The 24,947-nt window shown below is 60.3% G+C and carries 26 protein-coding genes; 15 read left to right on the forward strand and 11 right to left on the reverse strand.

What is annotated here, in order from left to right; all coding sequences use genetic code 11:
* Positions 1–16 precede the first annotated feature (16 nt).
* The 4 genes from acnD to prpB form a co-directional block, all read right to left on the reverse strand.
* A complete protein-coding gene (gene acnD, locus AB1286_RS23880) occupies positions 17–2,611 on the reverse strand; it encodes a Fe/S-dependent 2-methylisocitrate dehydratase AcnD (protein WP_430365717.1) in 2,595 nt (864 codons plus the stop codon).
* Positions 2,612–2,687: 76 nt separating this feature from the next.
* Positions 2,688–4,331: an acyl-CoA synthetase gene (locus tag AB1286_RS23885; protein ID WP_430365718.1), complete on the reverse strand. Its 1,644-nt coding sequence runs from the start codon at positions 4,329–4,331 to the stop codon at positions 2,688–2,690.
* A 73-nt stretch (positions 4,332–4,404) separates the two neighbouring features.
* Complete coding sequence (gene prpC, locus AB1286_RS23890; RefSeq protein ID WP_430365719.1) at positions 4,405–5,571, reverse strand: bifunctional 2-methylcitrate synthase/citrate synthase; 1,167 nt, start codon at positions 5,569–5,571, stop codon at positions 4,405–4,407.
* Between the two features lie 31 nt (positions 5,572–5,602).
* A complete protein-coding gene (gene prpB / locus AB1286_RS23895) occupies positions 5,603–6,499 on the reverse strand; it encodes a methylisocitrate lyase (RefSeq protein ID WP_430365720.1) in 897 nt (298 codons plus the stop codon).
* 195 nt (positions 6,500–6,694) lie between these two features.
* On the opposite strand from prpB, the gene prpR reads away from it, so the two are divergent.
* Positions 6,695–8,683, forward strand: coding sequence for a propionate catabolism operon regulatory protein PrpR (prpR, locus tag AB1286_RS23900; protein ID WP_430367297.1), 1,989 nt, complete (start codon positions 6,695–6,697; stop codon positions 8,681–8,683).
* 25 nt (positions 8,684–8,708) lie between these two features.
* Here prpR and AB1286_RS23905 read toward each other — a convergent pair whose 3' ends face one another.
* Complete coding sequence (locus tag AB1286_RS23905; protein WP_430365721.1) at positions 8,709–8,978, reverse strand: hypothetical protein; 270 nt, start codon at positions 8,976–8,978, stop codon at positions 8,709–8,711.
* A 263-nt stretch (positions 8,979–9,241) separates the two neighbouring features.
* On the opposite strand from AB1286_RS23905, the gene AB1286_RS23910 reads away from it, so the two are divergent.
* The 4 genes from AB1286_RS23910 (at position 9,242) to AB1286_RS23925 (ending at position 11,777) form a co-directional block, all read left to right on the forward strand.
* Positions 9,242–9,532 carry a helix-turn-helix domain-containing protein gene (locus tag AB1286_RS23910; protein ID WP_430365722.1) on the forward strand — a complete coding sequence of 97 codons (291 nt, stop codon included), beginning with the start codon at positions 9,242–9,244 and terminating at the stop codon, positions 9,530–9,532.
* Complete coding sequence (locus AB1286_RS23915; protein WP_430365723.1) at positions 9,529–10,830, forward strand: type II toxin-antitoxin system HipA family toxin; 1,302 nt, start codon at positions 9,529–9,531, stop codon at positions 10,828–10,830. Before AB1286_RS23910 ends, AB1286_RS23915 begins: the two co-directional genes overlap by 4 nt.
* A 370-nt stretch (positions 10,831–11,200) precedes the next feature.
* The gene (locus AB1286_RS23920; RefSeq protein WP_085227708.1) at positions 11,201–11,479 is read left to right on the forward strand and encodes a type II toxin-antitoxin system RelE/ParE family toxin; all 279 of its coding nucleotides are present in this window, start codon (positions 11,201–11,203) and stop codon (positions 11,477–11,479) included.
* Between the two features lie 10 nt (positions 11,480–11,489).
* A complete protein-coding gene (locus AB1286_RS23925) occupies positions 11,490–11,777 on the forward strand; it encodes a HigA family addiction module antitoxin (protein WP_085227707.1) in 288 nt (95 codons plus the stop codon).
* A 210-nt stretch (positions 11,778–11,987) separates the two neighbouring features.
* On the opposite strand, the gene AB1286_RS23930 is transcribed toward AB1286_RS23925, so the two are convergent.
* On the reverse strand, positions 11,988–13,358 hold the full coding sequence (locus AB1286_RS23930; protein WP_430365724.1) for a tetratricopeptide repeat protein: 1,371 nt from the start codon (positions 13,356–13,358) through the stop codon (positions 11,988–11,990).
* Between the two features lie 28 nt (positions 13,359–13,386).
* On the opposite strand from AB1286_RS23930, the gene AB1286_RS23935 reads away from it, so the two are divergent.
* From AB1286_RS23935 to AB1286_RS23950, 4 genes are read left to right on the forward strand one after another with little or no spacing between them, the layout of a single operon-like run.
* Entirely contained in the window at positions 13,387–13,701 is a 315-nt protein-coding gene (locus AB1286_RS23935; RefSeq protein ID WP_430365725.1) for a transposase, read from the forward strand.
* The gene (locus AB1286_RS23940; RefSeq protein ID WP_430365637.1) at positions 13,698–14,303 is read left to right on the forward strand and encodes an IS3 family transposase; all 606 of its coding nucleotides are present in this window, start codon (positions 13,698–13,700) and stop codon (positions 14,301–14,303) included. The genes AB1286_RS23935 and AB1286_RS23940 overlap by 4 nt, the downstream gene beginning before the upstream one ends.
* 15 nt (positions 14,304–14,318) lie before the next feature.
* Positions 14,319–15,716, forward strand: coding sequence for an IS30 family transposase (locus AB1286_RS23945; RefSeq protein WP_430364291.1), 1,398 nt, complete (start codon positions 14,319–14,321; stop codon positions 15,714–15,716).
* A gap of 52 nt (positions 15,717–15,768) precedes the next feature.
* On the forward strand, positions 15,769–16,107 hold the full coding sequence (locus tag AB1286_RS23950; RefSeq protein WP_430365638.1) for an integrase core domain-containing protein: 339 nt from the start codon (positions 15,769–15,771) through the stop codon (positions 16,105–16,107).
* Between the two features lie 666 nt (positions 16,108–16,773).
* Here AB1286_RS23950 and AB1286_RS23955 read toward each other — a convergent pair.
* Entirely contained in the window at positions 16,774–18,354 is a 1,581-nt protein-coding gene (locus tag AB1286_RS23955; RefSeq protein ID WP_430365726.1) for an isocitrate lyase, read from the reverse strand.
* Positions 18,355–18,788: 434 nt separating this feature from the next.
* On the opposite strand from AB1286_RS23955, the gene AB1286_RS23960 reads away from it, so the two are divergent.
* Complete coding sequence (locus AB1286_RS23960; RefSeq protein WP_430365727.1) at positions 18,789–19,502, forward strand: hypothetical protein; 714 nt, start codon at positions 18,789–18,791, stop codon at positions 19,500–19,502.
* Positions 19,503–19,831: 329 nt separating this feature from the next.
* On the opposite strand, the gene AB1286_RS23965 is transcribed toward AB1286_RS23960, so the two are convergent.
* Both AB1286_RS23965 and AB1286_RS23970 read right to left on the reverse strand, forming a co-directional pair.
* Positions 19,832–20,116: an XRE family transcriptional regulator gene (locus AB1286_RS23965; RefSeq protein ID WP_430367298.1), complete on the reverse strand. Its 285-nt coding sequence runs from the start codon at positions 20,114–20,116 to the stop codon at positions 19,832–19,834.
* A 197-nt stretch (positions 20,117–20,313) separates the two neighbouring features.
* Positions 20,314–21,516 (reverse strand): MFS transporter, encoded by a 1,203-nt coding sequence (locus AB1286_RS23970; protein WP_430365728.1) that lies wholly within the window; start codon positions 21,514–21,516, stop codon positions 20,314–20,316.
* Between the two features lie 306 nt (positions 21,517–21,822).
* On the opposite strand from AB1286_RS23970, the gene AB1286_RS23975 reads away from it, so the two are divergent.
* The 5 genes from AB1286_RS23975 to AB1286_RS23995 all read left to right on the forward strand — a co-directional run bounded on the left by AB1286_RS23975 (position 21,823) and on the right by AB1286_RS23995 (position 23,632).
* Positions 21,823–22,149, forward strand: a complete 327-nt coding sequence (locus AB1286_RS23975) for an ArsR/SmtB family transcription factor (protein WP_430365729.1) — start codon at positions 21,823–21,825, stop codon at positions 22,147–22,149.
* 10 nt (positions 22,150–22,159) lie between these two features.
* Entirely contained in the window at positions 22,160–22,423 is a 264-nt protein-coding gene (locus AB1286_RS23980) for a hypothetical protein (protein ID WP_430365730.1), read from the forward strand.
* On the forward strand, positions 22,420–22,755 hold the full coding sequence (locus AB1286_RS23985) for a DUF3817 domain-containing protein (RefSeq protein WP_430365731.1): 336 nt from the start codon (positions 22,420–22,422) through the stop codon (positions 22,753–22,755). Before AB1286_RS23980 ends, AB1286_RS23985 begins: the two co-directional genes overlap by 4 nt.
* Before the next feature lie 10 nt (positions 22,756–22,765).
* The gene (locus AB1286_RS23990) at positions 22,766–23,212 is read left to right on the forward strand and encodes a CopD family protein (protein ID WP_430365732.1); all 447 of its coding nucleotides are present in this window, start codon (positions 22,766–22,768) and stop codon (positions 23,210–23,212) included.
* 177 nt (positions 23,213–23,389) lie between these two features.
* Entirely contained in the window at positions 23,390–23,632 is a 243-nt protein-coding gene (locus AB1286_RS23995) for a hypothetical protein (RefSeq protein ID WP_430365733.1), read from the forward strand.
* Between the two features lie 55 nt (positions 23,633–23,687).
* Here AB1286_RS23995 and AB1286_RS24000 read toward each other — a convergent pair whose 3' ends face one another.
* Entirely contained in the window at positions 23,688–24,392 is a 705-nt protein-coding gene (locus tag AB1286_RS24000; RefSeq protein WP_430365734.1) for a glutathione S-transferase N-terminal domain-containing protein, read from the reverse strand.
* An 88-nt stretch (positions 24,393–24,480) separates the two neighbouring features.
* Positions 24,481–24,777, reverse strand: a complete 297-nt coding sequence (locus AB1286_RS24005) for a hypothetical protein (protein ID WP_430365735.1) — start codon at positions 24,775–24,777, stop codon at positions 24,481–24,483.
* Between the last annotated feature and the right edge of the window lie 170 nt (positions 24,778–24,947).

The following is a 24,947-nucleotide window of genomic DNA, read 5'->3' on the forward strand; positions in this document are numbered from 1 at the left end:
GATCGTGGTCCTTATGTTATGCCGCGGCGGATGATTCCAGGAAATCCTGCGCGAAGCGTTGCAGCACGCCGCCCGCTTCGTAGATCGACACTTCCTCGGCCGTATCGAGCCGGCAGGTCACGGGCACGCTGACACGTTCGCCGTTCTTGCGTTGAATCACGAGCGTGAGGTCCGCGCGCGGCGTGCGCTCGCCGATCACATCGAACGTTTCCGTCCCGTCGATGCCGAGCGTCAGACGGTTCGTGCCGGGCTTGAATTCGAGCGGCAACACGCCCATGCCGACGAGGTTCGTGCGGTGAATCCGCTCGAATCCTTCCGCCACGATCGCTTCCACGCCCGCGAGGCGCACGCCCTTGGCCGCCCAGTCGCGCGAGGAGCCTTGGCCGTAATCGGCGCCGGCGATGATGATCAGCGGCTGCTTGCGTTCCATGTAGGTTTCGATGGCTTCCCACATGCGGGTGACTTTGCCTTCGGGCTCGATACGCGCGAGCGAGCCCGCCTTCACCTGGCCGTTCTCGATCACCATTTCGTTCTTCAACGTCGGGTTCGCGAACGTCGCGCGCTGCGCGGTCAGGTGATCGCCGCGGTGCGTGGCGTACGAGTTGAAGTCTTCCTCGGGAAGGCCCATCTTCTCCAGATACTCGCCCGCCGCGCTCGTACGCATGATCGCGTTCGACGGCGAGAGGTGGTCGGTCGTGATGTTGTCGCCGAGGACGGCGAGCGCGCGCATGTCTTTGAGCGTGCGTTCGCCGGCCAGCGCGCCTTCCCAGTACGGCGGACGGCGGATGTACGTGCTTTGCGGACGCCAATCGTAGAGCGGCTCGGCGCGCGGGCCTTGCTGTGCGGCGAGCGCGAACATCGGCTCGTAGACGCGCCGGAATTGCTCGGGCTTGACGCTCGCTTCGACGACCGCGTCGATCTCTTCATCGGTCGGCCACAGATCTTTCAGCGTGACCGGCTTGCCGTTGGCGTCGACGCCGAGCACATCCTTCTCGATGTCGAAGCGGATCGTGCCGGCGATCGCATACGCGACGACGAGCGGCGGCGACGCCAGGAATGCCTGCTTGGCGTAGGGGTGGATCCGGCCGTCGAAGTTGCGGTTGCCGGACAGCACGGCTGTCGCATACAGATCGCGATCGACGATTTCCTTTTGGATGACGGGATCGAGCGCACCCGACATGCCGTTGCACGAGGTACAGGCATAAGCCACGACGCCGAAGCCGAGTTTTTCGAGTTCGGGCAGCAGTCCGGCCGCTTCCAGATAGAGCGTGACCGCCTTCGAGCCGGGGGCCAACGAACTCTTGACCCAAGGTTTGCGGAGCAACCCAGCGCGATTGGCGTTGCGCGCGAGCAAGCCGGCCGCGATCATGTTGCGCGGATTGTTCGTGTTCGTGCAGCTCGTGATAGCGGCGATGATGACGGCGCCGTCGGGCATCTTGCCCGGCTCGTTTTCAACCTTGCCGCTGATGCCGCGCGCGGCGAGTTCGCTCGTCGGTACGCGGCGGTGCGGATTCGACGGGCCTGCGATGTTGCGCGTGACGCTCGACAGATCGAAGCGCAGCACGCGCTCGTATTGCGCGCGCGAGAGCGTATCGGCCCACAAGCCGGCTTCCTTCGCATACGTTTCGACGAGCTTGACGAGCGAATCGTCGCGGCCCGTAAGCTTCAGATAGCGGATCGTTTGTTCGTCGATGTAGAACATCGCCGCCGTCGCGCCGAATTCGGGCGCCATGTTGGCGATCGTTGCGCGGTCGCCGAGCGTCAATCGCGAGGCGCCTTCGCCGTAGAACTCGAGGTAGGCGGAGACGACCTTTTCCTTGCGCAGGAATTCGGTCAGCGCGAGCACGATGTCCGTCGCCGTGATGCCGCTTTGACGTTCGCCCGTCAATTCGACGCCGACGATGTCCGGCAGACGCATCCACGATGCGCGGCCGAGCATGACGCTCTCGGCTTCGAGACCGCCGACACCGACGGCGATGACGCCGAGCGCATCCACCATCGGCGTATGCGAGTCCGTGCCGACGAGCGTGTCGGGATAGGCGACGCCGTCTTGCACCTGAACCACGGGGCTCATGCGCTCGAGGTTGATCTGGTGCAGGATGCCGTTGCCGGGCGGAATGACGTCGACGTTCTTGAACGCTTTTTTCGTCCAGTCGATGAAATGGAAGCGGTCTTCGTTGCGGCGGTCTTCGATCGCGCGATTCTTCGCGAAGGCGTCCTTGTCGTAGCCGCCGCATTCGACGGCAAGCGAGTGGTCCACGACGAGCTGTGTCGGCACCACCGGATTGACGAGGGCGGGATCGCCGCCGCGCGCGGCAATCGCGTCGCGCAGGCCGGCGAGATCGACGAATGCCGTCTGCCCGAGGATGTCGTGGCAGACGACGCGAGCCGGAAACCACGGGAAATCGAGGTCGCGCTTGCGTTCGATCAGTTGTTTGAGCGCATCGGTCAGCAGCGAGGGTTCGCAGCGACGCACGAGATTTTCCGCGAACACGCGCGACGTGTAGGGGAGGGTGTCGTAGGCGCCCTTCTCGATCGCTTCCACGGCCGAGCGTGCGTCGAAATAGTCGAGCCCGGTGCCGGGCAGTGCTTTGCGGTAGTCAGTGTTCATCTTGCGTCGAGCGAAAGTCGGCCCTGCCGGTACGCAGGGCTTCGAATGGGTTGAGAGTGCGTAGGCAAAGACCGTGTCATACGTCGATAGCGGACGCCGACTTGGCCAGTTTGCGCAGCTCGAATTTCTGAATCTTGCCGGTCGAGGTTTTCGGCAATTCGACGAATTCGATTGCGCGCGGCACCTTGAAGCCGGCGAGATGCGCCTTGCAATGCGCGATCAAATCGGCGGCGGTCACGGTGGCGCCCGCTTTCAGTTCGACGAACGCGCAGGGCGTTTCGCCCCAGCGCGGATCGGGCTTGGCCACGACGGCCGCGGCCATCACGGCGGGGTGACGATATAGCACGTCCTCGATCTCGATGCTCGAGATATTCTCGCCGCCCGAGATGATGATGTCCTTGCTGCGGTCTTTGATGCGGATGTAGCCGTCGGGGTAAATCACGCCGAGGTCGCCCGTATGAAACCAGCCGCCGCGGAACGCTTCGTCCGTTGCCGTGGGGTTCTTCAGGTAGCCCTTCATCGTGATGTTGCCGCGGAACATGATTTCACCGATCGTTTCGCCGTCGGCCGGCACGGGCTCCATCGTCTCGGGATTGAGCACCGTGCATCCGTCCTGCAAGTGATAACGCACGCCTTGACGCGCGTTCAGACGCGCGCGTTCGCCGATGTCCAGATCCGCCCATCCGTCTTGCTGCGGACAGACGGAAGCGGGCCCGTAGACTTCCGTCAGCCCGTACACGTGCGTCAACTCGAAGCCGAGCACTTCAAGGCTTTCGATCAGTGCCGCGGGCGGTGCGGCGCCGGCCACCATCGCGCTGACGCGATGCGAGATGCCGGCCTTCATTTCGTCGGGCGCGTTCACGAGCAGGTTATGCACGATCGGGGCGCCGCAATAGTGCGTGACGCCCTCGCTGCGGATCAGATCGAAGATCGCTTTCGCGTCGATCTTGCGCAGGCAGACGTTCACGCCCGCGCGCGCGGCCACGGCCCACGGGAAGGTCCATCCGTTGCAGTGGAACATCGGCAATGTCCACAGATAGACGGCGTGCTTGGGCATATCCCATTCGAGAATCGCGCTGATCGCGGCCGTATAGGCGCCCCGATGATGATAGACGACGCCCTTCGGATTGCCCGTGGTGCCGGAGGTGTAGTTCAGGCTGATGGCATCCCATTCGTCGCCCGGCGGCTGCCATGCGAATTCGGGATCGCCGCTCGCGAGCAGCGCTTCGTACTCGATCTCGCCGAGCCGTTCGCCTGGACCCGTATAAAGCGCATCGTCGACGTCGACAACAAAAATCGGGCGTTCCACGGCGGGAAGCACCGAGCGCATCAAGTCGGAGAATTCGCGATCGACAAGCACGGCTTTCGCTTCGCCGTGATTGAGCATGAAGGCGAGGGTAGAGGCATCGAGACGCGTGTTGAGCGTATTGAGCACGGCGCCGATCATCGGGATGCCGAAGTGGGCCTCCACCATGGCCGGCGTATTGGGCAGCATGACCGCGACCGTATCGCCCGGCTTGATGCCGCGTGCCGCGAGCGCCGATGCCAGGCGGCGCGTGCGCGCGTAGGTTTCTTGCCAGGTCCGGCGAATGTCCCCGTGCACGACCGCGAGACGGGTCGGATACACGCTGGCCGCGCGCTCGATGAACGAGAGCGGCGTGAGCGCCGCGAAGTTCGCGGCGTTTTTGTCGAGGGCCGCTTCGTACATATGTGTGCTCATGATTTGTCTCCCCACTTCTGCGATACCGCTACGGCGGGCCCACGATTGCTCGTAGGCCCGTACACCAATCGAATTAGCGCTTACCGATCGGCACGAACTTCAGATTCTCCGGTCCCGTGTAGTTTGCGCTCGGGCGGATGATCTTGTTGTCGATTCGTTGCTCGATGATGTGCGCGCTCCAGCCCGACGTACGCGCGATCACGAACAGCGGCGTGAACATGGCCGTCGGCACGCCCATCATGTGATAAGAAACGGCGCTGAACCAGTCGAGATTCGGAAACATCTTTTTCGCATCCCACATGACTGACTCGAGACGCTCGGCGATGTTGAACAGACGCGTGTCTTCGGCTTCCTTCGACAGCTTGTGGGCGACTTCCTTGATGACCTTGTTGCGCGGGTCGGAGATCGTATACACCGGGTGGCCGAAGCCGATCACGACTTCCTTGTTCTCGACACGACGGCGGATATCGGCTTCCGCGTCGTCGGGGGAGACGTAGCGCGATTGGATTTCGAAGGCGACTTCGTTCGCGCCGCCGTGCTTCGGCCCGCGCAGCGCGCCGATCGCGCCCGTGATCGACGAATACATGTCCGAGCCCGTGCCGGCAATCACGCGGCCCGTGAACGTCGATGCGTTGAATTCGTGTTCGGCGTAGAGGATCAGCGACGTATGCATCGCTTCGACCCATGATTTCGAGGGCGTTTTGCCGTGCAGCAGATGCAGAAAATGGCCGCCGATCGAATCGTCGTCCGTTTCCACTTCGATGCGGCGGCCGTTATGCGAGTAGTGATACCAGTACAGCAGCATCGAGCCGAGCGAGGCCATGAGGCGGTCGGCGATATCGCGCGCGCCGGCAATGTTGTGATCGTCCTTCTCCGGCAGCAGCGTGCCGAGCACCGAGACTCCGGTGCGCATCACATCCATCGGATGGGCCGAGGCCGGGATCCATTCGAGCGCGGCTTTCAGGTTTGCGGGCAAGCCGCGCAAAGCCTTCAGCTTCTTCTTATAGGCGGTCAGCTCGGCAGCCGTCGGCAGCTTTTCGTGCACGAGCAGGTGAGCGATCTCCTCGAATTCGCACGTGGTGGCGACATCGAGAATGTCGTAGCCGCGGTAATGCAAATCGTTGCCGGTGCGTCCGACCGTGCAAAGCGCCGTATTGCCGGCCGTGACGCCGGAAAGCGCCACGGACTTCTTCGGCTTGAACGTGCCGGCGGCCGGCGCTTCCTTCACTGCTTCACTCATGGTTGTGTCTCCAGCTTCTAACGTCGAATGATTACTTCTTGGTGGCGAACAGCGCGTCGAGCTTTTGCTCGTACGCGTGATAGCCGAGGTACTTGTAGAGATCGTCGCGCGTTTGCATCGTCGGCACCGCCGCTTTTTGCGTGCCGTCGCGACGCACCGTCTCGTAGAAGTTCAACGCCGCCGCGTTCATCGCACGGTAGGCCCCGCAGCAATAGAGCGCAATATCCACGTTCGCCGTCTTCAATTCATTGGTCGTAAAGAGGGGCGTGGACCCGAATTCGGTCAAGTTCGCGAGGATCGGCACCTTCACGGCCGCCTTGAACTTGCGGTAGTCGTCCAGCGTGCGCATCGCCTCCGGGAAAATCATATCGGCGCCTGCTTCCACGTAGGCGATGGCGCGCTCTATTGCCGCATCGATGCCTTCGACCGCGGCCGCATCGGTGCGCGCCATGATCACGAATTGATCGTCCGTGCGCGCATCGACGGCGGCCTTCACGCGATCGACCATCTCGTCCTTCGGCACGCATTCCTTGCCCGGGCGATGGCCGCAACGCTTTTGTCCGACTTGATCCTCGATATGCACGGCCGCGACGCCGGCCTTGATGAACGAGCGGATCGTGCGTGCGATGTTGAAGGCGCCGCCCCAGCCCGTGTCGATATCGACGAGCAGCGGCAGCGAGCAGGCGTCGGTGATGCGGCGCGCGTCGATCAGCACGTCTTCCATCGTGCTGATGCCCAGATCGGGGATGCCCAGCGAGTTGGCGGCCACGCCGCCGCCCGACAAATAAACGGCCTTGAAGCCGGTGGCCTGCGCCATCTTGGCCGCGTAGGCGGTGATCGCGCCGACGACTTGCAGCGGTGCTTCGTTCGCGACGGCTGCGCGGAATGCCGCGCCGGCGCTCAAGGGTTGCTGATGACCTGTTTCCACGTTAGCTCCCAGAAAGGTGTTTCCATTAAGCAAGGTACGGACCAGGTTGCAGATGGTCGCGTAAGTGATTGATTTATCGATGTTCTGTGGTGGCCCGTTGTTTCATTTCATTCCACAAATGAAATGTGCTGTTTCATAGTGGAAATGGGTGGCGCATAATGCGACGATGCGTGTTTGCGCAGTCTCAACGACCGAGTGTGCTCAGTGAGCCGTCTTCCTACCGATCATTCATTCGATGTTTCGCCGCGTCCGCGGATTTGGGCTTTCGGTATTAGCCGGTTGCGCGATCTGCTGTTCGAGATCGCGGGCGAGTACGACGAGCGCGCCGACTTGCGCGTCATCTCGCGCGCTTACGACGACGCGGTGCGCGAAGTCGAATCGGCGGGGGCGCGGCGTCCGGATGTGATCGTCGCCGGCGGATCGAACGCGGCGTATCTGAAGACGCGGCTTGCCGTGCCCGTCGTGCAGATCACGCCGACGGGCTTCGACGTCATGCAATCGCTCGCGCGTGCACGGCGGCAAGGCGAGCGGCAGGTCGCGCTCGTGACCCCGGGCGAGACCCCGCAAGAGGTGCGCGATTTCGTTTCGGCGTACGGGCTTGACGTCGTGTTCGCATCGTATCGCTCGGCTGAGGACGCGGACGTGTGCGTCCATACATTGCGCGAGCGAGGCGTGGGGGCGATCGTCGGGCCAGGGCTTATCGCCGATCTTGCAGCGGCTGCGGGCATCGATGCGGTATTTCTGTATTCGCATGCTTCGATTCGGCGCGGCTTCGAAACGGCGTTGGATTTGGCCGAAGCCACGCGCATTGAAGTCAAGCGCCGCCAACATATCGACAATTTGCTTCAGCATCTGCGCGACGGCGTCGTTGCGCTCGATGCGAACGGTCGCGTCGAAGCGATCAATCGGCGGCTCGCGCAAGCGCTCGATATCGATGCGGGCAGTGCAGTTGGGCGTGAACTCGCCGAGCTTGCGCCGGACCTATCGCGTGCGCTGCCCGATACCGACGGCGATGTGCTCGCCTCGATACGCGGCGTGAGCTATCTCGTGCATCGCGGTCCGTTGGTGGGCGATAGCGGTGAGGACGGCGTGGTACTGACGTTTCAAGAGTCGCGCGCGGTGGAACGGCTGGATCGCACGCTGCGGTCGAAGCAATTGACGCATCAATTTTCCGCGCGATATCGGCTTGACGATTTGATCGGCGAAAGCGCGTCGATTCAACGCGTGAAGACGCTCGTGAAGCGTTACGCGAAATCGGATGCGACCGTGCTCGTGCTCGGCGAAAGCGGTACCGGCAAGGAAATGGTGGCGCAAAGTATTCATCGGATCAGCGCAAGGCGCGAGTTTCCGTTCGTTGCGATCAACTGTGGTGCGTTTCCTGAAGCGCTGCTCGAAAGCGAGTTGTTCGGGTATGAGGAGGGCGCTTTTACGGGGGCGCGGAAGGGCGGTAAAGCTGGCTTGATCGAGGCGGCGCATCGCGGAACGTTGTTTCTCGATGAAATCGGCGAGATGCCGCTGCCGCTGCAAAGTCGCTTGCTGCGCGTGCTACAGGAGCGGGAAGTCGTGCGGCTCGGCTCGACCGAGCCGACGCGCGTGGATATTCGCGTGATCGCCGCGACGCACGGCGCGTTGACCGAGCGTATCGCCGGCGGTTCGTTTCGGGCGGATCTCTACTACCGCTTGAACATCTTGAGCATGGCGTTGCCGCCACTGCGCGAACGAATCGACGACATGATGCCGCTCGCGGAGGCGCTGCTGTTGCAGGCCGCGCGACGTGAGCCTCGTTTAGCGGCGCGCGTGCGCAACGATGAAGCGCTTTCTCGCGTGCTGGCCGGTGTGCAAGACGTGTTGTGTGACTACGCGTGGCCCGGCAATGTGCGCGAATTGCAGAACGTTATCGAGCGGATTGCCGTTGAGCTTGCCGATGTCGAAACGACGAACGGCACGATTGTGCCGCTCGATGTCGAGACAATGCGCACCATTGCGCCGGAGTTGTTTGCAGGGCGACGCGAGGCGCGAGAAAACGCCGCAGCTTCGAAGACGCTGCGCGAACGCAGCCGCCGCGTCGAAGCCGATCAGATTCGCGCCGCGCTCGCGGCTTGCAACGGCGATCGCGATGAAGCGTGCCGAGCGCTTGGGATTAGCAAGACGACGCTGTGGCGCAAGCTCAATGCGGTGCGGTGAACGACCAACGCGATTGTGCCCAGTGCTACGCGCTGAGGTCGCCCGTTTTGAGCGAAATGCGTTGACCCGCGTATTCGGCGCACATCGGCGCAACCGCGCCGGCAATACGCTGCCGACCCAGTTCGAAAGCTAGTGTGAGCTGACGAGGACTCGCGTCTAGTGCGCCCAGTTCGCGCTGAGCAAGGTCGGCAGGCAGCTTGAACGCTTTGTACCCCCATCCGAATTCGTAGGCGGCAAACCACAGTGCTTCGTCATGAACCATCGGACGGGTCAGCTTAACGGCAGGGGTGGACATCGCAGCTCCTGATGAAACCGAAACCAATACTACTAATTCTGACAGTGTGTCCGGGAATTGGGTAACTAAAATCGTTTTCAGTGATTGAGGCCGATGCTCTATTGACAGAGGGGGCGGTGGTGGGGAGCGGGATTTTGGTCGCTTAGATGATGGTATGAAATGCCATACGTTTGAGGGGAATAGGTATCGTTTTTCATACGGAAGCTCAGGGCAGTTGCCGAATGATGTATTATTTTTCATACCTTGTCAGGCGAGAGTATGAAATGTCATTCGTAGGTCAGATTAAGACGCTTCTTTCGCGCCGCGGCATGTCCGTCACCGAGTTGAGCGGCCTAACGGGCATCGCTCGCCCCAATCTGTCCGCTACCTTGGCGGGCAGGCATGACGCCCGTAGCAACACGCTGGATGCGCTTGCAGCAGGTTTGGACGCGCAATGGGTGCTCGTGCCGAAGGAGCACCTCGCGGCGGTCCGTCAGGTCCTGGCGGGGAAGGGTACTGGGCCTGATCTCCAGGCACCGAGCGCGGTAGAAATGTTTCTGAAGGGACGTCAATGACCGGCGTAATGCGTCCGCGCTATCTCGAGGTGCGGCTTTACGGCGAGGTTTGTGGCTACCTTTGCGAGCTGGCTGGAAACTGTCGTTTTGTGCCGTCCGAATCGTTTAAGGCTGCTAATGGCGCGCCGACGCTCTCCTTGTCGATGGCGATCCCAGGCACTCCCGCGATCGCGGCCGACATCTTTTCAAACGCTTTCCACCCCGCGCTCTACAACACGGGCGGCAAGCTTCCGCCATTCTTTGCTGGGCTCCTTCCCGAGAGTGATCTCCGTAAACGGCTAGAAGCGAGTCGCCACAATCCCGAAGATCGAGATGACTTCGGCGTACTGGCTGCCGCAGGTGAAGATTTGCCTGGCGCCGTTGTCGTTCTGCCGCCTGCGAATGTGCATGGTATTCCCGAGTATGCGCGAACGTTCGGTGTCACCGGCGGAGCCGACAATCTTGAAATGAGCGTAACGGAGGGTGCCGCCGAGGGCGCCGCCTCCATCTCCGGCGTGCAGAACAAGCTCGCGCTTTCGACTGTGAACAAAGGCAAGCGGTACACGATGCCGGGACACGGGAAGCTGTCCGATGTCATCGCCAAGCTCCCGGCGAAAAACGACGACTCGCAAATCTTCAACGAGTACGTCGCCATGCAACTTGCGAAAGCGGCCGGTGTCAACGTCGCCTCGTGCGAACCAATGAGTCTCTCGGTCATTGATATCGATGGACTTCAGGCCGTTGCCGGCACCGCGACGTCGTTTCTCGCAGTCGAGCGCTACGATCGGGAGGGCAATGAGCGCATCCACGCAGAAGACGCTTGCCAGATGCTGGGGCGGATGCCGGCTGCTAAGTATGGGAAAGAAGAGCAGTTCAGTATGCTGCTGGGCTTACTCGATGCACTGAGTCCGCGCGGCATACGGGACGTTCGTGAATTCTTTATGCGGCAAGCGGTTAACACGCTTATCGGCAATAGCGATGCGCATCTGAAGAATTTTTCTGTGCTTTATGTGGATAAGGCTCACCCGGCGCTAAGCCCGGCATACGACATTGTTTGCGTCGCCGCGTTGCCTGGCTTCGCCTCGTACGGGATGAACGTCGCCATCGATCGCATGCAGCGCGCTCAGACGCTCGATACCTATGCGGAAATGGCTAAGGCTGCGGGCATTGCACAACGTATCGCGACCGCCGCGGTGAAAGCTGCGGTGTCTGCCGCTCAGGACACGTGGCCGAAGATGCTCGATGAGCTTCCGACCCCGCAGGGGATGAAGGAAGTGGTCCTTGATCGACTTAAAACGTTGCCGTTGGCGTCGATCTAATGGGCTTCTCGGTTGAGGATCAATGACAAGCGATGAGTCCGTTGTGCAGAGGGATTCCTACTGGTCGAGCGGCACGTGTTAGCTCATCCGGCCGTTCGAGTGGCTACCCTGTGACTTACACGAGCGGCCGAAGTCGGCCGTTAGCGGGAAGTCCGTCGCGTGCCGGTAATCGGTGCGGCTCTGTTGGTTGAGAGCTTCCGTAATCGACCCGAAAGCGTCACTCCGACCCGCGCCGCTTCGATGGCAGCTACCCGACTACAACGGCCACTTGGCGCAGGCCCGTCTGGCGACGGGCGCTCCGAACTTTCGGAATGGATAAATACACCGGAAGCCATTGTAGTGTGTTGTCTTACAGGCTACAATGACCTTCATGATCAAAACCTTCCGACATAAAGGGCTCGAACGGTTTTTCATGAAAGGCAGCAAGGCTGGAATCCAACCGCATCACGCGACGCGCCTTCGTATCCAGCTAACGGCTCTGAATTCAGCCACAAAGCCGGACGACATGAACGCTCCGGGCTGGAAATTGCATTCGCTCGAAGACGATCTGAAAGGGCATTGGTCAATTTGGGTCAACGGAAACTGGCGGCTGACCTTCACGTTCGAAGGTACGGACGCAATCCTGGTCGATTACCAGGACTATCATTAAGGTGATTATTATGACGATGATGCACAATCCTGCGCACCCGGGCGAGGTGCTGCGGGAATGGATCCCTGAGGACATGACCGTGGGGCAGGCAGCGCAGGCGTTGCAGATCAACCGCGTTACGCTGTCCAACGTGCTGAATGGCAAGTCGGGCGTGACGGCCAGTTTCGCGCTTAGGCTTGCCGCGTGGCTCGGCACGTCGCCCGAAATGTGGGTCGGCATGCAGGCGCAATGGGATTTGTGGCAGGCGCAGCAGCAGCCTACCCCGAAGATTAAACCGCTTCCTCGGCACGCAGCTTGATGCAATGACTCCGCACCTTGTCGGCATCGGTGTTTTCGGAAGGACGTTGAACGACCCTGAAGCGACGCTTACTACGGCCGGAAGCGGACATCCGGTCGCGCGTTGCGCGTGCCTCGCTGCCCGGACGACTTGGGTCGTGGATCTCCTTGCTATCTCGACGAGAAGCGCCGTCCGCGCCCCCGCTGCGATCTTGTTGTGCTCACACAAAGCTTACCGGCAGCAGCCCAACTCGTGCCGTAGCGCTGCGACTCCCAGCAATTCACGTGCTCGATCGCCAGGATCGGTCAAGCTGTCAGCTGCATGCGCCGCTGTGACAAGCGCTGCATTGACAATCTCTTTTCGCTCGAGGACGACAGCGAGGCGCGCCGCATCGAGAGCCAGCCTCACTGCCTCGATAGAATTACCATCGCCGACGATTGCGACTATGCGTGATAGGTAGCGGGCCGCATCTGTGATTCGTTGCTCGTTGATCGCATTGACCGCCATACCAGGAAGCGTAGCGCCGTCGGTATTCTTAACGCAGGTTTCGTCATCAGGCGGAGGTCTGCCCCCCAGTCTCGGCGCCTCACACACTTCGATCCAAGTATGTCGCTGGTACCACGGACCGAGTTGGGTAAGTACGTTTTCGAAATCACCGGTATTTCCGCTGCGATAAAGCTCGACGGCGACAGCCGACCGCAAGCTTTCACCCAACCGAAGGCTCGCCCCAGTGATTGGCCCCAAGGTTGCCCCGACTCCGACGATCTGATTGGGGGCGGGAATCGAAGCAAGTGCAGGCTTCAACAAAGAGGTGGCCCGAGCGTGATCCCCGACGTCGTTGAAGGCTTGGGCGGCATCCACGAAATGGCTGGCCTGAACGACATCTCGCTTGCGTGCCTCGATTTCCTCCGCAACGGCACGCGCGCCCTGCACATCACCCGCCTCCATCCGCAGATCGACGGCATCGCGCAACAGGCTCGAAGTCCAGGGCCAGTCCGGCTGCTTGCGCACATCAGCTAGCGCAGAAGTGGTGACGTCGAGCGCGTCGCGGATATGCCCTGTGTGCAAATATGCGCGGGCAATGGCGAACTTCAAGGTAGCGGCCGTCGAACTGGAGCTTGCGCGTTCAGCTTCCTGTAGTGCTCGGGAGGGTTCGCTCAGCTCAAGCCAGGTTCGAGCAGTCACGTCACCTATCCGCTGCGTACCCTGGTAATCGACCATCCCGGTCAGCTCGGCCCGTTCAAGTGCCTTCCTTGCTGCGCCCTTGTTTCCCAGTGCCAGCCAGATCTTGGCGAGATTGTTCCAACTGTCCCCTTGCTTGTTCTCGCGCAACTGTTCGATTGCGCGCGGCCATCGCGAATTCAGAATCTCAGTCAGCGTAGCGTTACTTCCCCTGTGCAGCATCCTTGGCTCAAACAGATCAGCGAGTCCGACTTCCAATCCGCTCTTCGACGAACGATAGATTATTCGATCCGCCGTGAGGTCTAGGTAGTCCGTCAGACCGAGGCCATCTGCCTGATCTTCCGCTACTAGTCTCTCCAAAGGGGCCAGATTCGCGATCTCGTTTGGTGCCGCCTGAAGTTGACCCGCGAAAACGGACACCTATTCTTTTTGAAGAGGAGGTGCCGTTATGGGCAAGCATCGGAAGGCGTACCCGGCGGAGTTCCGGGCGCAGATGGTGGAGTTGGTGAAGGCGGGACGTACGCCTGAGGAATTGGCGCGCGAGTTCGAGCCGACGGCGCAAAGCATCATCAACTGGGTCGTGCAGGCCGATCGCGATTCGGGCGTGCGCCAGGACGGACTGACGACGGCCGAGCGGCAGGAATTGGCGCGGCTGCGTCGTAAGGTGCGCCAACTCGAGATGGAGCGCGACATACTCTCTCACGCGGCTGCCTGGTTCGCTCGGGAGACGGGGGCCGTACCGCCGAAGGGTACGGATTCATGAAAGCGAACCGGGCCCGCTGGCCCATTGCCACGATGGCGCGGCTGCTGCGAGTCTCCACCAGCGGCTACTACGCGTGGCTCGTGCGGGAACCCTCGAGGCAGGCATGCAGCGATGCGCAGTTGCTCTCGCGCATTCGCATGCTGCACGCCAGTTCGCGCGGCACCTATGGCGCGCCGCGTATCCATGCCCAGCTCAAACGCGAAGGCGTGCATGTCGGGCGCAAGCGCGTCGCGCGACTCATGCGTCTGGCCGGCCTGTGCGGGGCTAGTCGCAGGCAATGGAAATGCACTACGCGACAACGCGCGGGAGCACGGCGTGCCCCTGATCTGGTGCGTCGCCACTTCAGCGCCGCAGCGCCGAACGTGCTGTGGGTTGCAGACGCCACCTACATTCCAACCGGCGAGGGATTCCTGTATCTGGCCGTCGTGCTCGATGTGTTCAGCCGCCGCATCGTAGGCTGGGCAATGTCCAATCATCTGTACACGGAACTGATGCTGCGTGCGCTCGATATGGCGCTCGCGCAACGTCGAGCTCGCGGGGTCATTCTGCATTCCGATCAGGGCTGCCAAGGCGCATTCAACCGGTCGTCGCAACACCTTTAGTCGAGGAGGTGTTGCATGGGTAGAAGTGCAGGACGCGGATATCAGTTGACGGGGCGAGGAGCGATGCACTCGCCGGGCGCGCCGTCGCTTCGGCATGAAACCGAGCGTCTATTTTGGAAGCAAATCGCCACCGGCATCACAAGCGAAAGAGCAGCAGAGGCAGTTGGCGTATCTCAGGCGGTAGGCTCGCGCTGGTTCCGCTATCGTGGCGGCATGCCACTATTTATGTCGAAACCTATATCGGGTAGGTACTTGTCATTTGCCGAACGAGAAGAGATCGCATTGCTCTCCGTCCAGGGCCTCGGGGTGCGCGAAATCGCCCGCCGCATAGAACGCAGCCCATCGACCGTGTCGAGAGAGCTCACGCGCAATGCCGCAACACGTAGTGGCTGCCTTGAGTATCGTGCTTCAGTCGCGCAGTGGAAAGCGGAACGATTCGCCAAACGACCAAAGTCGACGAAACTGGCGACCAATGTGCGGCTTCACCGCTACGTGCAGGAACGCCTGGAGGGCAAGGTGCACGACGCTGATGGCCGTGAGATTGCCGGGCCGCGACAAGCACCGTTCAAGGGGCGAAACAAACCCCATCGCGGTGATCGCAAATGGGTTAATGGCTGGTCACCCGAACAGATTGCCAATCGATTGCAAATCGACTTCCCCGATGATAAGTCCATGCGTATCTCTCACGAAGCCATTTACCAGGCCCTCTACATTCAAGGACGCGGCGCGCTCAAGCGCGAGCTGGTAGGCTGCCTGCGCACCGGCCGTGCGTTGCGCGTTCCCAGAGCCAGGGCGCAAGCCAAGGCATGGGCGCACGTGAGCGAGAACGTGATGATTTCCAGCCGCCCTGCCGAGGCGGAAGATCGGGCTGTGCCGGGCCATTGGGAGGGGGACCTGCTCATCGGCCTGAACCGATCCGCTATTGGAACGTTGGTAGAGAGATCAAGCCGTTTCACTGTGCTCGTACATCTGCCTCGTGAAAAAGACTATGGGCTGATTCCACGCACGAAAAACGGGCCCGCGCTGGCCGGCTACGGAGCTGTCACTATGGCCAACGCACTCAAGAAAACCGTGACGGACCTGCCTGCCCAGTTGTGGCGATCATTGACGTGGGATCGTGGCAAGGAACTGTCCGATCACGCCCGCTTCACAATCGAGTCTGGTGTAAAGGTCTTCTTTGCCGACCCTCACAGCCCGTGGCAGCGCGGCACGAACGAAAACACGAACGGCCTTCTACGACAATACTTCCCGAAAGGCACAGATCTATCGCGGTGGGGTGCTCGCGAGCTTCAAGCCGTCGCCAATACACTGAACAGCAGGCCGCGGAAAACGCTCGGCTGGAGGACACCTGCTGAAGCTCTGGACGAGCACCTAAAAACTGTTCAACAATTCGGTGTTGCGACGACCGGTTGAATGCGCCCAATATACGTCGATTGCCTTCGGACGGCGCTGTCGTGAAGCCTGTGTGCAGCCTTCGATGGGTACGGCTGGCGACTGTTACGACAACGCGATGTGCGAATCCTTCTTCGGCACGCTCGAATCGGAACTGCTTATGCGCGAGCACTTCGATACGCACGAACAGGCGCGAGGACGTTTGTTCTGGTTCCTCGAGGGCTGGTACAACCTGCGCCGCCTGCACAGCAGCATCGGCTACCACTCGCCGCTCGAGTTCGAAGACGAGCACACAAAAAACGAAATCATGTCCCCGTGCGGGTTGCCCACCGCCGGGCGTCGTCGTGGTCGTGACAGGCGACCCGCCGCCCGTCCGTGGACAACCCGCGACTTACCGCTTAACGGAGGTTAAATCACATATCGATCGCTACTGCAAATCCGTCCGTAGAAGCGGGTCAACTTCAGCCCATGATCGAGCAGCGATCGTACCGATCACGATGTTATAGTTGGGCTGCTTCCAGCGAAATTCCTGCGGCCCGGTCCGGTCCAGTTTGGCTGCCATCGTACGGGCGTAATCAAACTGGCCAGCGCGTACCAGGTCATTGATGAAATTCGGCGAATCGATCTGCTTGATTGAGCTGGCGTTTCGCACGGCCTCACTTACAAGACAACTACTGTCCACGTAGCAGGTGGATTGAACGTCGTTTGCGGATGAAACATCTGCGTATAGCGCGAGGCATATACCTACCACTCTACAGAGAATACGCAGTCTTCTGGTTGATTGCTTTTCGTGCATGGCAGAGTGCAGAAAACGGCTCAATAATTCGCCCGATTGTCGCCAATCTTCATGGGTTAGTCCAACGGCCGCTCATGGCCGATCCCGGAAATCCGAAGTTCGTCGTTGGTCGCGCGTCGCCGAGTTGGTGCCGAACTTCCGGAGCCGACCCCGTTGCAGCGGTTCGTGTTTTCAACGTGGATGTCGGCTTTCAGCAGGCGCTTCGCGTGCGGGAAGATTTCACCCGACAAATAAAAACGCCAACCCGGCTGGGTTGGCGTTTTGCATGAGTCGCAACGGCGATCAGAACTGGTTCATCGTGTTGTCCTTGCCCGCCGCCTTCAGGGCCGCTTCGCCGCTGAAATATTCCTTGTGATCGTCGCCGATATCCGAGCCGGACATGTTCTGGTGCTTGACGCACGCGATGCCCTGGCGGATTTCCTTACGCTGCACGCCCGCCACGTAACCCAGCATGCCCTGGTCGCCGAAATATTCCTTCGCGAGATTGTCGGTCGAGAGCGCGGCCGTGTGGTACGTCGGCAGCGTGATGAGGTGGTGGAAGATCCCAGCTTCGCGCGACGCGTCGGCCTGGAAGGTACGGATCTTTTCGTCCGCGATCTGTGCCAGTTCGCTCTGGTCGTATTCCGCGCTCATCAATTGCGCGCGGTCATAGGACGAGACGTCTTTGCCCTCTGCCTTCATCGCGTCGTAGGCCTGCTGACGGAAGTTCAGCGTCCAGTTGAACGACGGGCTGTTGTTGTACACCAGCTTGGCGTTCGGGACAACTTTGCGAATCTCGCTGACCATGCCGCCGATCTGCGCGATATGCGGCTTTTCGGTTTCGATCCACAGTAGGTCCGCACCGTTTTGCAGTGCGGTGACGCAATCCAGCACGCAGCGCGCTTCGCCGGTGCCAGCGCGGAACTGGAACAGGTTGCTCGGCAGGCGCTTGGGACGCAGCAGCTTGCCGTCGCGCTTGATGACGACGTCACCGTTGCCGAGCGCGTCGGCCGAGAGCTCCTCGCAATCCAGGAACGAGTTGTACTGGTCGCCCAAGTCGCCCGGTGCGTTGGTCACGGCTATCTGCTTGGTCAGTCCCGCGCCCAGCGAGTCGGTACGCGCCACGATGATGCCGTCGTCCACTCCCAATTCGAGGAAGGCGTAGCGAATCGCGCGGATCTTCGCGAGGAAGTCCTCGTGCGGCACGGTGACCTTGCCGTCCTGGTGGCCGCACTGCTTTTCGTCGGACACCTGGTTTTCGATCTGGATGCAGCATGCGCCCGCTTCGATGAACTGCTTGGCCAGCAGGTAGGTGGCTTCAGCGTTGCCGAAGCCCGCGTCGATGTCGGCGATGATCGGCACAATGTGCGTGACGTGGTTGTCGATCTTTGCCTGGATGGCGGCCTTGGCCGGACCCTGGGCTGCGTCCAGTTCGCGGAACAGACCGCCTAGTTCGCGGGCGTCGGCCTGGCGCAGGAAGGTGTACAGCTCGCGGATCAGCGCGCTGACGGCGGTTTTTTCATGCATCGACTGGTCGGGCAGCGGACCGAACTCGGAGCGCAGCGCTGCCACCATCCAGCCCGACAGGTACAGGTAGCGGCGCTCGGTGCTATTGAAGTGCTTCTTGATGGAGATCATCTTCTGCTGGCCGATGAAGCCGTGCCAGCAGCCCAGCGACTGAGTGTATTTCGCCGGGTCAGCATCGTAGGCGGCCATGTCAGAGCGCATGATCTTGGCCGTGTACCGGGCGATGTCGAGTCCGGTCTTGAACTTGTTCTGCGCGCGCATGCGTGCGGCGTATTCGGGATTGATCGAGTTCCAGGCGCTGCCTTGTTGCTCTTTCAACCCGGCAATTGCCTGGATGTCGTCTTGATATTGGGCCATGAGTATCTCCTTAGAGGGAAGCGTGGGTAACCGGATAGTCCCGTGGACTGTATGGCTCAATGGTAACGCCATGGGCATCAACTCTTATATAAGACATAAGACATAATTATTCCTTATTTTTCAATGGGATACGTTGTATTTTTTGTAATATGAAACATATTTTCAAGAGACAAAATGGGGGTATCGCAAAAAAATCGCGAAAATCCCGCAATGCGAAATGCATTTTCGGCTATTGGGGTGGGTACCGTAGAACCGCGTACCTGCCAGATGGGCGGCCATGTTGTGTACGCACTCTGCGATGCAACTGTCGACGTTTAGCGATGCGCCGGCGCGCCAGCCGGAGTTCCGATGTCAGCCCGATCGCTGCCGGGATGGCCGGGATGACCGGGATGAATCGTTACAATGCTTGGCCGAGTTCCCTTCGACAGAATCGAATGCGAAATACCCTGACCTCCTTTTTCTGGAGCGGCGACGCTATCCGCAGTCGTCGCGTAAGTGACAAAGTTTTATCCGGAACACTCGATCTGCCGGCGCCTTCTGCGGCCGTGCTTGCGGATTGGCAAAGAGAGACAGGGGTGCGGCTCGCTCTGGAACCAGGGGATGTCGAGGCGATGCCTCTGGCGCGCACGCAAATGCGCTGGCCGGACTACAGGCGCTGCGTGCAGGCGATGTCTGAGTGGACCGTCGCCTTAGGGCTGCCCGCGGTGATTGCAGATTGCGACATGGCGCTGATGGCCTGTCGTGGCGCGAGGTATCACCATGATGGCGAACAATACGGCGGTACCGCTTTCTGCAATCTCTTCCTGAGTGAAGATAAGGGACTGGACTTGCACTTTCCCTTTACGGGCCAACGCATTCCCCTCAAGCGGGGAACAGCCGTGATTTTCGATCCGGTGCAGCCCCACGGCGTCATTCAGCGCGGCAGCGACAGTTTTTCTGCGGCCGAATTCGCCTCGGGCGACGACTTCGCGCAGATTTTCCTGACGTGGGAACTTCCAATTGAAGACGCTGATATTGGAAGCGCGCTGAAGGTCGTTTTCGATGTTGCTCTCTCGACGTCGCTGCAACTCGAGAAAGAGCAGGTCTGGTCCAACGGCTCGCCAGCCGCCGTGTGCCCGCGATCGGGTCGCTTGCTCCGCGTTGACTAGCATTGGAGTCACGGCCAAGTAGCGTGTGCTCGCCGACCACAGAGGCCGACCCTTAGCCGTCCTTCATCTCCGACAATTCACCGCTGAAAAGCGGTCGTATCAAGAGCCCAATCGACGATTAGCTCGTCATCTCGCGTTTCAGTAGTTTTCAAAATACTACTGAAATTTCGCTGTTTCAGTAATTTTTTGCAAACTACTGAACTGAAAACACTATCGCTGCTCGCCGGTCATGGCCAGCGACTGCCGTACATCGGGACGTGCTTCCGCCCATCGCATGCGACAGAAGCACAACATCGATCGTCCCAGCCGGCAGGGTTACGTAAAGGACCTTACGCAATCAACTCGAAGCGAATGTGCTTGCCGAGTGCTGCCGCTGCGCTTGCGAGTGTGGTTAGCGTCAGGCTTGTATCTTCGGTGTCGAGCAGGCGATTCAGCGCTGCCCGACTGGTACGCATACGTTTCGCCATCGCCGTTTTGGTCAACTTCTGCGCCTTCATTTCCTGCTCGATTTGCCGAGCGATCACTCGCTTCATGGCGGTTGCCGTAGCTTCTTCAAACATCGCCTCTTCGGCGAGGAAGTCGTCGAAGCTGCTTCCGATGTGCTTGTTTGCCATGATTGATTCCTGGGCTGGGCGGCCCTGATTCGGGACGAATACCGCGATCGTATCAAATTTGGTACAAGCGCAAGCCCAAGACATAACCGTGAACGCCTCAGAATCACCGGCAGGCAGATTGTGCACTGACCCGCGTGTCTTCTTTGAGAATTCCAAAGGAGCTGGCGCGAAACCATATGCGCTCGGTTCTAACGCCATTACCGAGGTGGAGCGGATCTAAAGAAGATCCAGACCGTGCCTGCCATAGTAAGAACGGCTGCACCTCCCAGCACCATGGCCACAGTAATACTTCCCGAATTCACAGCCAGCCCGCCGAGGAACGCGCCGCTCGCGAGCGCCAACTGGAACGTCGAAACGAATAGCGCGCTACTGCCTTCCTGAAGCGTCGGTGCCGCCATGAACATCGCCGTTTGCAGAGAAACGGGCACCGCGCCAAATCCGCCTCCCCAGATCACGACCAATGCTACGGCGATGAACGGGTGCGAACCGATCAGCGGAAGGCAAAGAATCGTTGCGGCAACCAACAATCCCGCGCCCGTGAGGACCCGGCGCACGTCACCCTGGACCAGTTCTCCCGCGATGGTATTCCCGACCAACCCGGCCACCCCGTAGGCCAACAAAACGGCGGAAACCATACTCGGGGAGATCGATGCATACCGCTCAAGGAAAGACGCGAGATATGTATAAGCCATGAACTGACCGCCGATAGCCAATGCAACCGCGAGGAGCGCTACTCTCGCTTTCGCGGTTCGGGCAACCGCCGGCAATTGCCACAGACCGACGGTGTCCGTCGCGGCCAATTTCGGCAGCAGATAGAGTTGTGCCGCGAGAGCTATGCCGCCGAGGGTAGCGGCTCCCGTAAACGCAAAGCGCCAACCGCACAGTTCCCCAAGCAACGTCCCCGCGGGTAACCCGATTACTGTGCCGGCGGAAACCCCGGAAAACACCAGCGCGGTTGCGCGACCGACCGATTCGGGCGGCACCAGTCGCCTGGCCACCGCTGCGCCGATGGCCCAGAAGCCGCCAATACTTATTCCAAGCAGAACACGCCCCGCCAGCAACGTAGAAAGCGTGGCCGCCGAGGCGACAATCAGATTGGAAGCGATCAACAGTGCACTCGTCAGCCAAAGCAACCAACGCCGGTCAAGCCGCCCTGCGGCAACAAGCAACGCGGGTGCGGCGAACGCTGCCACCAGTCCTGGAATGGTGATCGTCAGGCCCACATTGCCCTCGGCGGCATTCACGCCGGCCGCAATCTTCGGGAGGAGCCCGATCGGCATTAGCTCGCTCGTGACGAGAGCGAACGTTCCGAACGAAACCGCTGCAACTGAAAGCCAGCCGCGGGTCGAAGTATTAGATGGATTGTTTTCGCTGCGGCTGTCGACCGGAGAAGCGTCCATGTCTGTATCCCTTTTTGGTTACGTGTGGACGCCATGTTCAGATCTATCGACGGTCAGTGCGTCCGGTTCCTTGCTTTTCAATCGCAGAAGAGGCCGCGGCGACCCGATGGGATTTCGCCGGTGTCGCACTCGCATCGCTGGGCATGGCCCTGGTCGCGTTTCAGCCTCAGCAATCGCCTTGTGTTCTCCTCGATGATCGACGTCGATGCTTCTAATAAACAATTTCATTTCATGCGTAAGAAAATGTTGACTGGTTATCGCCACGGCGCCTAGAATCCGTTTCACTTAAGGAGGAGGCGAGCCAACTTGACGATCACAGGTGACCAACTGTTGGAGGCGATTTCCGCGCTGGCCAATGTCCATCGTCTGCGGATCGTGGCTGCGCTGAACACCGGCGGTCGAGCTTATGTGAGCCAATTGGCTCGTGAACTCGGCATCAGCCGGCCCCTTATGCACCTTCATCTACGCAAGCTCGAAGAGGCCGGTTTGGTGTCGAGCCGGATGGAGCTTTCCGAAGATGGCAAAGCACTCAACTATTACGAGGCGGTGCCTTTCGATATTTCGCTAACCCCGTCGGCCATCGCTAAGGCAATGCGTACGTTGAGCGCGTCTGCCGGCCAGTCCGACTCTTGAAGGAAAGGCCATGACTGACAAAGGGACGATGTTTTTGCTCGTGACGGTACTCGTATTGTTGACGTGCTTGCTCATCTTCGCGATGAAGTACTTTTCGGTCGTCCGCCGCGCTCAGTTGTCGCACGCGAGCGACGACGCATATCGCGCATTGGCCGAAAGGGCGGTGAAGGGTCAAGAAGAGATGATGCTCGTGGTGACAGGTCTGCGCGCAACCATCGAACACGTCGAAAAGCGGCTCGCATCGGTTGAAAAGGTACTGAAGGAGGTCGAATGACGACGGAAGCCGAGCGGGCTGACGAGCGTGCGAGGCTGCGTCGTATGCGCACAGTTTCGCTGCTGGAAGGCAGTACGTTGTTGCTCTTGATCTTTGTCGCCGTGCCATTGCGGCATTTGGCCGGGCTACCGATCGCGACACGCATCATGGGCCCGATCCATGGGATGGCGTTTTTGCTATATGTTTGGATGCTGCTGAAAACCGTTTCCGAGGGCAACTGGTCTCGCTCCGAAACGGCGCGACTCATTATTGCGGCACTTATTCCATTCGGCGCATTCGTCAACGAGCGAAGGCTCGCGCGACGCGCCGCATCGATTTCGATATCGACTTGAGGTGTGAACGATGCTCTATCTATGGCTCAAGGCGTTGCATGTAGGGGCGGTGCTCGTTTTTCTCGGTGGATTGACCGCGATGGCGTTGGCCGTCGCGATGCTTTTAAAAGCAGGCGGTACCGCTCCTAGCGAAAAGCCCGAGCAGGCGTGGTTCATTGAAGCCGTGCATCGTTGGGATCATCGCGTGACGTCGCCGGCTTTGGGGCTCGTATGGATACTCGGACCCTTGCTCGTTTGGATGGGCGGTTGGATGAGCGCCCCTTGGTTTCTCATCAAGCTCTTTTTCGTCGTGCTGTTGTCCGCGTTGCACGGGATGCTGTCGGGCATGCTGCGACGCGCGGCCAGAGGGAAGGGGAAGGAGCGTCCGATACCTGGCTTCGTTCGACACTTTCCGGCAGTGATCGTCGTGAGTGCGATTGCGGTCGCGGTGCTCGCCGTCGTCAAACCGTTTGCTTAAAGAAGCGGAGATCCGGCCACTAACACGGCCCGGCAGCACAAACGCAACGCAAATCCCGATTAATGGCGAGCAACCGGTCTATGTTGCATGAGCGGCACTTTCGCCTCCGCGTTTGTGCTAGCTTGAAACCTTGAATCGAGTCCCCAACTCCTGGCGACTCAACAGCGAGGTATCACCGTGAAATCAAACCGTAAATCCGCTCTTTTCCTGTCGGCGTTGCTTGCGCTTGGCACCATCGGGACCGCCAATGCCGCAGGCTGTATAAAAGGCGCGGTCGTCGGCGGCGTGGCCGGTCACTATGCGGGGCATCACGCGGTCGCGGGCGCTGTCGGCGGGTGTATCGTCGGACATCACCTCGCGAAGAAGCACGCGCAAGAGAAGAAGGACGCGCAGCTCAGAGCCGAGCAAGCGCAGCAATAAAGACGATTCAAAACAGGCGCCCGATCCGGGCGCCTGCGTGCGTATACCGTTGGCCTTATCCGCGGCTAGGAATGTCGAGCCCGCGAACGACGGCCGGCCGCGCAACGAAGATATCGAGCGCGCGCTTCACATGCGGGAAGTCGGCGAAGCCGACGAGTTCTCCCGCTTCATAAAATCCGATCAAATTGCGAACCCACGGGAACGTGGCGATATCGGCGATCGAGTAGTCATCGCCCATGATCCATTGCCGTTCGCAAAGCCGGTCGTTCAACACGCCGAGCAAGCGCCGCGCTTCGGCGACGTAGCGATCGCGAGGACGCTTGTCTTCGTAGTCCTTGCCGGCGAACTTATTGAAGAACCCCACCTGCCCGAACATCGGGCCGATGCCGCCCATCTGAAACATCAACCACTGAATCGTTTCGTAGCGGCCCGCTTCATCCGATGCGATGAACTTGCCGCTCTTATCGGCTAGGTAAATCAGAATCGCGCCCGATTCGAACAACGCGAGCGGTTTGCCGCCGGGGCCATTCGGGTCGATGATCGCCGGGATCTTGTTGTTCGGATTCAACGAGCGAAATTCCGGCGACATCTGATCGTTCGCATCGAAACGGACGAGATGCGGCTCATAGGCGAGCCCGGTCTCCTCGAGCATGATCGACACCTTGACGCCGTTGGGTGTCGGCAGCGAATAAAGCTGGATGCGCTCGGGGTGTTGCGCCGGCCATTTGCGCGTGATGGGGAAGGCGGAAAGGGCGTCCATGCGTGGTCCTCGGTAAAGGGGCGGCGTCGATGATATACCAGGTCTCGTTCCCGAGACTTCGTAGTCACCGAGGCGGCACGCTTGTACGTTATCCTCGCACCCCCGCTACCACGGTAGTACCAATCGACATGGCCGCACCGCGGTTCGCCGCCGCCGCGCCGCCGATCGTTGCGGCGGCATTCGGCGATTCGCTCCCGGCCACGAAGTTGTCCGCGCGCGCCTGCGTCATCGGCAACAACATGACAACGGCTATGATGGCCAACGGCGATACGCAGCGGCGGCCCAATTCGGTCTCTACTCGCGGTGCCCCGGTTTGCGCACGCGACGCGCGCGCCGTTGCATTCAGTACCTCGGCCTGTGCCGGCCGATGGTGGTTGTTACTCATCAATGCCTCGTTCTCGAATGTCCTATGCGTGACCCGCTACACCCGAGGGCGCAGCGCGACGCCTGTGCAATGGCCGGCGCCGAGCGACCGATGCTTCGAGCGAACTAGCATGTTATTGACGCCTGGGGACATTGTCGTAGTCGAGGCGCGGCCCCGCTTTTGATGGAGCG

It is taken from the genome of Trinickia sp. NRRL B-1857 (assembly GCF_050470685.1).
Lineage (GTDB): Bacteria > Pseudomonadota > Gammaproteobacteria > Burkholderiales > Burkholderiaceae > Trinickia.

Excerpts from the sequence above, each read along its gene's own strand:
- AB1286_RS23905 (WP_430365721.1), bottom strand. The coding sequence starts at position 8,978 with ATGTCCACCCCTGCCGTTAAGCTGACCCGTCCGATGGTTCATGACGAA.
- AB1286_RS23940 (WP_430365637.1), top strand. The coding sequence starts at position 13,698 with ATGAAAGCGAACCGGGCCCGCTGGCCCATTGCCACGATGGCGCGGCTG.
- AB1286_RS23970 (WP_430365728.1), bottom strand. The coding sequence starts at position 21,516 with ATGGACGCTTCTCCGGTCGACAGCCGCAGCGAAAACAATCCATCTAAT.
- AB1286_RS23935 (WP_430365725.1), top strand. The coding sequence starts at position 13,387 with ATGGGCAAGCATCGGAAGGCGTACCCGGCGGAGTTCCGGGCGCAGATG.
- AB1286_RS23980 (WP_430365730.1), top strand. The coding sequence starts at position 22,160 with ATGACTGACAAAGGGACGATGTTTTTGCTCGTGACGGTACTCGTATTG.
- AB1286_RS24005 (WP_430365735.1), bottom strand. The coding sequence starts at position 24,777 with ATGAGTAACAACCACCATCGGCCGGCACAGGCCGAGGTACTGAATGCA.
- prpC (WP_430365719.1), bottom strand. The coding sequence starts at position 5,571 with ATGAGTGAAGCAGTGAAGGAAGCGCCGGCCGCCGGCACGTTCAAGCCG.
- AB1286_RS23885 (WP_430365718.1), bottom strand. The coding sequence starts at position 4,331 with ATGAGCACACATATGTACGAAGCGGCCCTCGACAAAAACGCCGCGAAC.
- AB1286_RS23985 (WP_430365731.1), top strand. The coding sequence starts at position 22,420 with ATGACGACGGAAGCCGAGCGGGCTGACGAGCGTGCGAGGCTGCGTCGT.
- AB1286_RS23955 (WP_430365726.1), bottom strand. The coding sequence starts at position 18,354 with ATGGCCCAATATCAAGACGACATCCAGGCAATTGCCGGGTTGAAAGAG.
- AB1286_RS23990 (WP_430365732.1), top strand. The coding sequence starts at position 22,766 with ATGCTCTATCTATGGCTCAAGGCGTTGCATGTAGGGGCGGTGCTCGTT.
- AB1286_RS23920 (WP_085227708.1), top strand. The coding sequence starts at position 11,201 with ATGATCAAAACCTTCCGACATAAAGGGCTCGAACGGTTTTTCATGAAA.
- AB1286_RS23915 (WP_430365723.1), top strand. The coding sequence starts at position 9,529 with ATGACCGGCGTAATGCGTCCGCGCTATCTCGAGGTGCGGCTTTACGGC.
- AB1286_RS23965 (WP_430367298.1), bottom strand. The coding sequence starts at position 20,116 with ATGGCAAACAAGCACATCGGAAGCAGCTTCGACGACTTCCTCGCCGAA.
- AB1286_RS23945 (WP_430364291.1), top strand. The coding sequence starts at position 14,319 with ATGGGTAGAAGTGCAGGACGCGGATATCAGTTGACGGGGCGAGGAGCG.
- AB1286_RS23925 (WP_085227707.1), top strand. The coding sequence starts at position 11,490 with ATGACGATGATGCACAATCCTGCGCACCCGGGCGAGGTGCTGCGGGAA.
- AB1286_RS24000 (WP_430365734.1), bottom strand. The coding sequence starts at position 24,392 with ATGGACGCCCTTTCCGCCTTCCCCATCACGCGCAAATGGCCGGCGCAA.
- AB1286_RS23960 (WP_430365727.1), top strand. The coding sequence starts at position 18,789 with ATGCGAAATACCCTGACCTCCTTTTTCTGGAGCGGCGACGCTATCCGC.
- acnD (WP_430365717.1), bottom strand. The coding sequence starts at position 2,611 with ATGAACACTGACTACCGCAAAGCACTGCCCGGCACCGGGCTCGACTAT.
- AB1286_RS23910 (WP_430365722.1), top strand. The coding sequence starts at position 9,242 with ATGTCATTCGTAGGTCAGATTAAGACGCTTCTTTCGCGCCGCGGCATG.